Source organism: Candidatus Aquicultor secundus, from assembly GCF_002791875.1.
GTDB lineage: Bacteria > Actinomycetota > Aquicultoria > Aquicultorales > Aquicultoraceae > Aquicultor_A > Aquicultor_A secundus.
The window spans coordinates 1-10,238 of the sequence record NZ_PFNG01000227.1 but is presented as its reverse complement, the minus strand read 5'-3'; the positions used below and the strand labels follow the sequence as shown (position 1 = coordinate 10,238).

Annotated in this window: 9 protein-coding genes; all 9 read left to right on the top strand. The window is 52.4% G+C overall.

The annotated features are described in order from the left end of the window. On the top strand, positions 1 to 689 hold a 689-nt coding region (locus COY37_RS09715; protein WP_286977402.1), incomplete at its 5' end, for a transglutaminase-like domain-containing protein. 111 nt (positions 690 to 800) lie between these two features. Continuing rightward, complete coding sequence (thrS, locus tag COY37_RS09710; protein WP_286678140.1) at positions 801 to 2,753, top strand: threonine--tRNA ligase; 1,953 nt, start codon at positions 801 to 803, stop codon at positions 2,751 to 2,753. A gap of 329 nt (positions 2,754 to 3,082) precedes the next feature. Continuing rightward, entirely contained in the window at positions 3,083 to 3,610 is a 528-nt protein-coding gene (infC, locus tag COY37_RS09705) for a translation initiation factor IF-3 (protein WP_286678146.1), read from the top strand. 139 nt (positions 3,611 to 3,749) lie between these two features. After that, positions 3,750 to 3,944, top strand: a complete 195-nt coding sequence (gene rpmI, locus COY37_RS09700; protein WP_286678139.1) for a 50S ribosomal protein L35 — start codon at positions 3,750 to 3,752, stop codon at positions 3,942 to 3,944. Positions 3,945 to 3,974: 30 nt separating this feature from the next. Then, positions 3,975 to 4,334 (top strand): 50S ribosomal protein L20, encoded by a 360-nt coding sequence (gene rplT, locus COY37_RS09695; RefSeq protein WP_286678138.1) that lies wholly within the window; start codon positions 3,975 to 3,977, stop codon positions 4,332 to 4,334. 115 nt (positions 4,335 to 4,449) lie between these two features. Continuing rightward, positions 4,450 to 5,505: a phenylalanine--tRNA ligase subunit alpha gene (gene pheS, locus COY37_RS09690; protein WP_286678137.1), complete on the top strand. Its 1,056-nt coding sequence runs from the start codon at positions 4,450 to 4,452 to the stop codon at positions 5,503 to 5,505. 14 nt (positions 5,506 to 5,519) lie between these two features. Beyond that, a complete protein-coding gene (gene pheT / locus COY37_RS09685; RefSeq protein WP_286678136.1) occupies positions 5,520 to 7,928 on the top strand; it encodes a phenylalanine--tRNA ligase subunit beta in 2,409 nt (802 codons plus the stop codon). 41 nt (positions 7,929 to 7,969) lie between these two features. Further along, a complete protein-coding gene (locus COY37_RS09680; protein WP_286678135.1) occupies positions 7,970 to 9,007 on the top strand; it encodes a nucleotidyltransferase family protein in 1,038 nt (345 codons plus the stop codon). Between the two features lie 192 nt (positions 9,008 to 9,199). Further along, positions 9,200 to 10,238, top strand: a 1,039-nt coding sequence (argC, locus tag COY37_RS09675; RefSeq protein ID WP_286977398.1) for an N-acetyl-gamma-glutamyl-phosphate reductase, incomplete at its 3' end; no start/stop codon positions are given.

The window sequence follows — 10,238 nt, the reverse complement described above, 5'->3', positions numbered from 1 at the left end:
AGGGTGTGTGCGTCGAGTTTGCCGACTTGTTCGTGGCGCTTTGCAGGGCGAACGGGGTACCGGCGCGCTGTATCGGCGGCATAACGACCGAGCGCACGGCCGCGACGAAAGGTCATGCTTGGGTGGAGGCGTATACGAAGAAATACGGTTGGATTCCGTTCGACCCGACATGGGGCCAATCAAAGGGTGCAACGTTTTACAAGCTCAGGCCTTCGTACATCTATTTGAGCGATGTGAGAAACGATGATATGCTTAACAACGCCGATATCTTCGGCTACAGCTATTATGGAGTGCCGGTTGATATCGACTACAGCGCGTCCATCAGCTCATATAGGGCGGATTACCTTAATTCAATGTTGGCAAGCATTAACAAATACAAACCCGAGCTAAGCCAGATGAAGAGCCAGTTGGATGCTTTTTACGCCGCTACCGAGGCGGACAGGGCTCAGATAAACCAGACCAAGAGCTCGATCAAACAAGTAAAGAGCCAGATTGAAGCAGCCAAAGACACCGATATTGCGACATATGACAGCCTTGTTACAAAGCACAACAACCTGGTTGCGACATATAATTCGCAGATAGCCGCATTCAATAAAAAAGTCGGTGAGTATGAAGCCATGCGTAAGGCATATGAAGCGAAGCGGCAGGAAGAAAACTCCTTAATAGAACGGTATAATAAGCTTAACTAGGCATAAGGATTCAATAGGCGGTTCGGCCCCTACACTTAAGAACGATACATCACAGTCTGTGTCTGCTATTATCACAAACAGAACTATTATCACAACAAAACGGAGGTATAGATGGAAAAGATCACTGTTACCCTGCCGGATGGGGCGAAGATCGAGCTTGACCGGGGGGGCACTGCTTATGACCTGGCGGGGGCAATCGGGCCGCGGCTGCAAAAGGCTTCTGTAGCGGCCATAGTTAACGATAACCTGGTTGACTTGAGCACGAAATTGAACGAGGGCGACACCGTCTCTATTGTAACCGATCATGCTGAGCAGGGCGTCGACATCCTGCGCCACAGCACTTCGCACGTTATGGCGCAGGCGGTAAGCCGTCTTTACCCCGGCACCAAGCTTGGCATCGGCCCGACCATCGAAGGCGGGTTCTATTACGACCTCGGCCTTACGGAGCGCATCTCTGTGGATGACCTTTCGAAAATCGAAGACGAGATGAAAAATATTATCTCACAGAATTTCCCATTCGAGCGCCAGACCGTAAGCAAGGACGAAGCGCGCGAGATATTTAAAGATCAGCCGTTTAAGCTAGAACTCATCGAGGGTTTAGAAGATGAGACGATTTCCGTCTATCGCGATGGTGAGTTCGTCGATCTGTGCCGCGGCCCGCATATCCCATCGACCGGCAGGATCAAGGCGTTTAAGCTCTTAAGCGTCGCCGGCGCGTACTGGAGGGGCGACGAAACCCGTCCCATGCTCCAGAGGATTTACGGCACGGCGTTTGCTTCTAAAGAAGCGCTCAAAGAGCACATCGAAAAACTCGAGGAAGCCGAGAAGCGCGATCACAGAAAGCTTGGCCGCGAACTCGACCTTTTCACCATCGATGATCAGTTTGGCGCGGGATTGCCGCTCTGGCATCCCAAGGGCGCGATGTTGCGCAAGGTTATCGAGGATTTCTGGAAAAACGAGCACCTCAGGCGCGGCTACGAGCTTCTTATGACGCCCCACATCGCCAAGGTCGACCTGTGGCGTACGAGCGGCCACTGGGATTTCTACCGCGAAAGCATGTTCTCACCGATGGAGGTCGAGGGCACGGACTACGTCGTAAAGCCGATGAACTGCCCCGGCCACATCAAGATATATAAGAGCCACAAGCGAAGCTACCGCGAGCTACCCCTGCGCTGGGCCGAGCTTGGCACGGTCTATCGTTTCGAGAGAAGCGGCGTTCTTCACGGTTTGCTGAGGGTTCGCGGGTTTACTCAGGACGACGCGCATATCTTCTGCACGCCCGAGCAAATCGAGGGAGAGATACTCTCGGTTATCGATCTTATGCTTTACATGCTGCGTAAATTCGGCTTCGATCAGTATGACGTCTATCTCTCAACTCAGCCGGAGAAGTTCGTCGGCGAGCAGGAGAACTGGGATAAGGCGACAAACGCGCTGCGCTCCGCTCTTAAGAAAGCGGGCCTCGCGTATGAGATCGATCCGGGTGAAGGCGTCTTCTACGGTCCGAAGATCGACGTAAAAATACGCGATGCGCTGGGCAGAAGCTGGCAGTGCACGACCATCCAGGTGGACTTTAACCTCCCCGAGAGGTTCGACGTCACTTATGTTGGCGCCGACAACCGGGAGCACCGTCCGATTATGATACACAGGGCGATTTTAGGCTCGCTCGAGCGCTTCATCGGCGTGCTTATCGAGCACTATGCCGGCGCTTTCCCGGTATGGATAGCCCCCGATCAAGTTGTTGTCCTGCCGATAGCCGATCGCCACAACGATTATTGTTTGGCTGTGGCCGAGAAGTTACGGGATATCGGTGCGAGGGTGCGGGTTGACTTGCGCACGGAATCCGTCAACAAAAAGATAAGAGACGCACAGCTTATGAAAGTGCCCTACATGCTTGTGGCCGGCGATAAAGAAATTGAGAACAACCAGGTTGCCGTTCGCGACCGCACCGGAAACCGCGGCCCTGTTGCACTGGACGCGTTTATCGCTGAGTTAAAGACAGCCATGCAGCCCCCGGAGGTAGAGTCGTCGATAAAGGCCGCCGATGGAGGAGAAAAACAAGCGTAAGGGATAAAAACTTGCTGGACAACATAAAAGATAACATAGTATACTATTGTTCGATCTAATTTCTAATTTCATGCCGGTCAACTGATGATTGGTAGAGTATTAGGATTTATAAGTGTATAAATTACGTCGAAATCAAATACAGGAAAGAAGAAGTCTTTAAGTTGCTTCTCACCCCGAGATGCGTTAAATTAGAGCAGTCGAACGGGTTTGATTGTGGAACCACGTAAGGTGGGCAGCAACTGCTGTCTACCTTTTTTCGTGATAGTCTTATTTAATGTTTATTATTTGATATTTAATTACATGTTCAATAACCAAGGAGGTGGTAAAGCATCGCAACAGATGCGCGAGTAAATGAGAAAATTCGGACCCCAAGGGTTCGTCTTATCTCGGATGATGGGACTCAGCTAGGTATTAAACCGACTGACGAAGCTCTGAGAATCGCTTATGATGCGGGTTTGGATCTGGTGGAGGTCGCTCCGCAAGCCGACCCGCCGGTCTGCAGGATTATGGACTACGGCAAGTACAGGTACGAGCAGACCCAGAAGATGAAGAGGGCAAAGAAGCACTCAGCGACGATGATGCTCAAGGAGATGAAGCTCCGCCCTAAAATCGACAGCCACGATTACGAGGTCAAGAAAAAACACATCGTGCGTTTTCTTGAGGATGGCGCAAAAGTCAAGGTAACCATAATGTTCAGGGGCCGCGAGATGGCCCACACAGACCTTGGCAGAAAGCTTCTCGATCGGATTGTTGAAGAAGTAAGTGAACTGGGTAAGGTTGAAGCATACCCGAAGCTGGATGGGCGAAATATGATTATGGTATTGGCCCCGATAGTGAAGGCAGTTGTGCCTGAATAAGGTAAACCGCAACTTAAGATAATCACTTTATCACTATAAGTGCTTGAATTATCGTCCCAAACAGATGCCATGTCTGGGGCTAGGTGAGGTTGTTGTCATAACGGCAACCCACGAAGTGCAAGCTGGAAAGGAGCAAGTTATGCCGAAGATGAAAACCCACCGCGGAGCGGCAAAACGCTTCAAGGTTACAGGTACGGGCAAGCTAAAATATAAGCATGCCTTTACAAGCCATATTCTTGGCAAGAAGAGTACCAAGCGCAAACGGCATCTACGCAAAGACGCTGTAGTTGACACGACGAATGAGAGAAATCTCAAGCGCATAATGGGGATGTAAGCAATTTTGTTGTAAAGGAGTTGACAGCTAATGCCAAGGACAAGACATGCGAAAAGCACAAAGAAACGGCATAAAAAGGTATTAGAGCTGGCAAAGGGATATCGCGGCGCGAAAAGCAAGCAATATAAGGCGGCGCACGAGCAGGTGCTCCACTCCCTGTCATACGCATATAGGGATAGGAAAGCCAAAAAGCGCGACTTTAGGCAGCTCTGGATTGCAAGGATTAATGCGGGCGCAAGGCTTAACGGCCTTTCATACAGCCGCCTGGTAAACGGTCTTAAGCTGGCCGAAATCGAGGTCGACAGAAAAATCCTCGCCGATATGGCGATTCACGACCCGGAAGCTTTTGCAGAGCTTGCAACGCTAGCAAAAGAAAAACTTACTGTTTAGATCAGGGTCCGGGGTCCGGAGGCCGGGGACCGGGGTTTAAAGTACACGCGGGTCCTTTCTCGTCCTTATATGCGAGAAAGGACTTTTTATATTCGACATAAAACGAGGGAAGGTGATGAATAACGTGTCATCCCAGGCAGATCTGCAGAGAATATTAAAAGAAGGGGAGACGGCAGTCTTACAGGCCTCCAACTTAAAAGAGCTTGACGATGTCAGGGTTGAGTACCTGGGCAAAAAAGGCAAGGTCACGGCAGTGCTAAAAACCCTTGGACAGCTCTCTGGCGAAGAGAGAAAAGAGACCGGCAAAGTCGCAAACGAGGTCAGGCAGAAACTCGAGAGCGACATCGCATCCAAGCATGAGGAGCTTACAAGGGCCGAAGTCGCCGAGCGCCTGGCAACCGAGACCATCGATATAACGCTTCCGGGACGCGAGCCCGTCTACGGCCACAGGCATTTGATTTCGCAGGCGATAAAGCAGATTACGGATATATTCATCGGTTTAGGATACAAAGTGGCGGAGGGCCCGGAAATTGAACTCGACTATTACAACTTCAAAGCCCTTAATACGCCGGCCGACCATCCGGCGAGAACACTGCAGGATACATTCTATATCAAGAAACACAGCGTCCAACCGGCGGATGACGACATCGTGCTGCGTACGCATACTTCCCCGGTTCAGATAAGAGTGATGAAGTCACAACAGCCGCCGGTCTATATCATCGCCCCCGGTCGGGCGTTTAGAAGAGACGTCGCCGACCCCAGCCATACCCCGATGTTTCACCAGATAGAGGGACTGGCGGTGGATAAGCATATTACCTTCGGCGACCTTAAAGGCACGCTTGAGGAGTTTACACGGCAGATGTTCGGCAAGGACCGCAAGATCAGGCTTCGCCCGCACTTCTTTCCGTTTACGGAACCGAGCGCAGAAGTCGACGTATCGTGTGGAATCTGCAGCGGAATGGGCTGCAGGCTGTGCGGCAGCGGCTGGCTCGAAGTGCTGGGCGCCGGGATGGTCGACCCCAACGTTCTCATCGAAGTCGGCTACAACCCCGAAGAAGTAAGCGGTTTCGCGTTTGGCATGGGCGTAGAACGCATCGTATCCCTCATGTACGGCATCCCGGATATCCGGATGTTCTACGAAAACGATATGAGGTTTGTTAAACAGTTTTAGGAGGAGGATAGAGAATGTTAGTTCCTATAAATTGGTTGAAAGATTATATAGATGTTGACGTAAGCCCCGATGAACTTGCCGAGCTGCTTAACTTAACGGGAACAGCTGTTGAGAGCATAAAAACCCTGGGAGAAGGGCTCGACAATGTCAGAGTCGGGTTGCTGCTCGATGTAAAGCCGCACCCGGATGCGGATAAGCTCAGCGTTACGACGGTGAGCATCGGCCAACCGGAGACGCTGCAGATCGTGTGCGGCGCCAAGAATATCAAACCAGGCGACAAAGTGCCGGTTGCGTTAATCGGCGCACACCTTCCAAACGGTTTGGTGATTAAGCCCGCCAAGCTGAGGGGTGTTACCTCATACGGCATGCTCGCATCGCGGGCCGAGCTTGGGATGGGGGCGGATCACAGCGGTATTTACATTCTTCCCGAGGATGTTGAGGCAGGAAAGCCCCTGGCTGAGGCCTTGGGGTTGGATGATACCGTCCTTGAGCTTGAGATAACGCCAAACCGCCCCGACTGCCTCTCTATGATCGGCATGGCGCGTGAAGTCGGCGCGATTACCCAGCGCACGATGCACAAGCCGGAAGTTACCGTGACCGAATCGACGGAGAAGGCTTCCGATGTGGCAGGCGTGGAAATTCTCGACCCGGACCTTTGCCCGAGGTACTCGGCAAGGATTATCCGCAACGTAAAAGTCGGCCCCAGCCCGACCTGGATGCAGGAACGCCTGCAAAAGGCAGGTATGCGCCCGATCAACAATATCGTTGATATCACCAACTACGTGATGCTTGAGACGGGGCAACCGCTTCATGCCTTTGATTTCAATACCCTGCACGGGCACAAGATCATCGTGCGCCGGGCTAAAAATAGCGAGCACATGCAGACGCTGGACGGCGTTGTGCGCGAGCTTGACGATACTATGCTGGTTATAGCCGATGCCGACAGGCCGGTCGCGCTTGCCGGTGTTATGGGCGGCGAGAACACGGAGGTATCGGATGGGACCAAAGATATCCTTCTTGAATCCGCATATTTCGAGCCGACGTCGATAATGAGGACGTCGCGAAGCCTCGGCCTGCTTTCCGAATCGTCTTCACGCTTTGAAAAGGGAATAGACCCCAACGGCACCGTTTACGCGGCCGACCGCGCGGCAAGGTTCATGGAAGAATTGGCAGACGGCATCGTAAATAAGGGTGTTGTTGATGTCTATCCGCGCGTGATACTACCCAAGAGACTGCCGCTGAGGACGGATAGGGTAAACGCTATCTTAGGCACCAAACTGGGCGTTGACGAAATATCGAGAATTTGTAGGCGGCTTGAGTTTACGCCTGAGGTGATAGATAGGACAACCGAGATGTGGGTGAGCGTTCCGACATTCAGGCCCGACCTCGAGCGCGAGATCGACCTCATCGAGGAAGTCGCCAGGATTTACGGCTACAACAACATCAGGTCGAGTCTCCCCGAGAGCGGCGATAAGCAGGGGGGATTAAGCCTCAGGCAGAAGATTGCCGAGTCGATAAAATTGCGCTTGGTGGCGGCGGGGCTGTCGGAGGTAATAACCTATAGCTTTACCGACCCGCATGATGTCGACAAGCTGCAAGTTCCGGAAGGTGACCCCATGCGCTGGTTCGTTCGCCTGATGAACCCGCTCAGCGAAGAGGTTTCGGTGATGCGCACGACCCTCATCGGCAATTTGCTAAAGGTGCTTAAATATAATGTCAACCGAGAGCAATACGACGTACAGATATATGAGGTCGGCCATATTTTCTGGCACGAACAAGGCAAAGAGCTGCCGGATGAGGAGACAATGGTAAGCATTGCCATGACCGGCGCCCGGATACCCGACGAGTGGTATGAAAAGGCGCGCAGTGTCGACTTCTTTGATCTCAAGGGCGTTATCGAGGCGGTTTTAGATGAGGTCGATGCCGAGGGCTGGTCGGTACGTCAGTTCACGCACCCGGTCCTTCATCCGGGACGCAGCGCCGAGCTTCTTATCGGCGACGAGTCCATCGGTTTCTTCGGCGAAATTCACCCGGAGGTGCAGGCGGCCTATGACGTACCGAGGGCTTATGTCGCCGAGCTTAACCTTAATAAGCTCATCGATAAGGCCAACACGGTCAAGGGATTTACCGAGATACCAAAATACCCGGGCATATCGCTCGATCTAGCGATTCTCGTCGACGGTTCGATTTCAAACGACCGGGTGCTGGATGTTATAAAATCGGCGGGCGGCTCGTTGCTTAAGCAGGTTCGGTTGTTCGATCTTTATACCGGCAAAGGCGTCCCGGAAGGCAAGAAAAGTATGGCCTACTCGATGCTCTTCAGCGCACCCGACCGCACGCTAACCGACCAGGAGGCCCTGGACGCTCAGGAACGTATCATAAGAAAGCTCGAGAAAGAACTGGGAGCACAAGTTCGAGCATAACACTACATCCCACCCATCGCAGGGTGTATACTTAACGCGATATGCGTGCTTTTCTACTTGCGGCGGGTCTTGGGGAGAGACTGAAACCGCTGACCCTCACAAAACCGAAAGCCCTGATGCCCATTGCAAACCGGCCGTCTATTGTTAGGCTGCTGGAGCTTTTGCAACCCAACGGTGTCGAGGAAGTGTTTGTTAATCTGCATTCCTTTCCCGATGAAGTTAAGGACGTTGTGGGCGGCGGAAGCCGATGGAAGATGCGCGTTCATTACTCGCTGGAAGAAGAGCTTTTGGGTACCGCGGGGGCCATGCGTAAAATAGCGCGACTTCTTGCCGGTGACAGGTTTATCCTCATGAATACCGACATCGCTACCGACATCGATTTGGGCGGGGCGATTGAAGCTCACGAAAACAGCGGCGCAAAAGCCACGCTTGTAATGGTAAATCCACCCAAAGACCCGGATTTCCAGGAGATCGGCGTGGGCTTTGATAGCAGGATACTCCTTCATAAAGTACCCGGGGACCAGACTAAAACGGGTGTCTACTCGGGGATAGCGATATTTGAACCATCGGTCGTCGACATGATACCGCAGGGATATTCAAGCCTTCTTGAATCAGTACTGATACCTCTTGCCGGCGAGGGCTCGCTTTACACGCATTTTGCGGACGGGTATTGGGCGGATATCGGCCGGATTGAGCGCTATATCCAGGCCAACAAGGACGCTATAAGCGGCAAGACCGGGATGCCCATCGACGGTCGCCTTGTCGGGGACAACATATGGATAAACGAATCCGCTGAAATCAACCTGACTGTTGAGATAGAGGAGCCGGCGCTCATCGGCAAAAACGTGAGCATCGAGCGTGGCGCCAAGATCGGCCCCTACGCGATCATCGGCGAGGGCTCGATCATTGGACCGAAAGCCGAAATCTCCAATAGCATCGTGTGGGATAAGTGCAATATTGGAGGCAGCGCCCTCGTTGAAAGCTCGGTAATCGCCTGCGACCAGAGTATTCCCTCAGCCCAAAAGGTACGAAGGACGATTTTGCACGGCGGGGTTGCAGAACCCATGTTCAATCTTTAGAAGCCAGTTGGGTTCTATTTCGGGCAAATAACCCGAATTATTGTGAGCGAGCGCATAAACTTCCTTATTTATACATATAATCTTTAAAATTAATCGAAAATATATGGTTTAGTGTTGCATAAAATACGCCGATTATGCTATCATATGGTATATTATATGCTTTTTAACTAACATCGAGAGAAAGGAGCGGTCATGGCAGTAAAGGTCGGTATAATCGGGGCATCGGGATACACGGGGGCGGAGCTTATCAGGCTGGCCGCGGTGCATCCAGAGATGTCAATCGAGTACATAACCGCAAACCGGTATCAGGGCACTGCGGTACGGGATCTTTATCCCCAGTTTACCGGGATAAGCGATGCCGTATACGAGGCGTATAATTTGGATACGGCAAGCGGAAAAGCCGATCTATTCTTCCTGGCGCTCCCGCACGGAAAGGCCACGGAGGTCGCTCCCGAGCTGCTCAACGCAGGGCACAAAGTAATCGACTTAAGCGGCGATTTCCGGCTCTCGGACGTTGCGGTGTACGAATCCTGGTATAAAACACGTCACACAAACCCGGAGCTTATCGGGAAAGCCGTCTACGGCCTTCCTGAATTATATGAAGAAAAAATAAAGAAAGCGGATTTCATCTCAAATCCGGGATGCTACCCGACCAGCGCGTTACTTGCACTGGCCCCGCTTCTTTCGGAGAAGCTCGCCAAGACCGGCGGGATTATCGTAGATTCCTTAAGCGGTGTATCCGGCACCGGGCGTGACCCCAAGCCGGGCACGCATTTTTGCGCGGTCGATGAGAGCCTTACCGCCTACAAAGTCGGTGGCGTGCACCAGCATACGCCCGAAATCGAGCAATACCTGTCGGATATATCGGGTGAGGCGATAACAGTCTCATTTACACCACACCTTATGCCGATAAGCCGCGGGATTTTGACGACGGCCTATGCGGAAGCGGCCACCACCGTAAACCTTGATGAGCTGATCGACCTCTACAAGTCGTTCTATAAAGATAAACCCTTCGTGGCGGTATTGCCGAAAGGGCAGTATCCGCAGACAAAGAGCGTCATGGGCTCGAACTGCTGCCAAATCGGCCTCGCCCACGACGAGCGAACCAACAGAATAATCGCAATCTCAGCCATAGACAACCTGGTAAAAGGCGCATCCGGCCAGGCGGTACAGAACATGAACATCATGCTGGGGCTGCCGCAGGATATGGGGTTGAGGTATGCGGGATTGA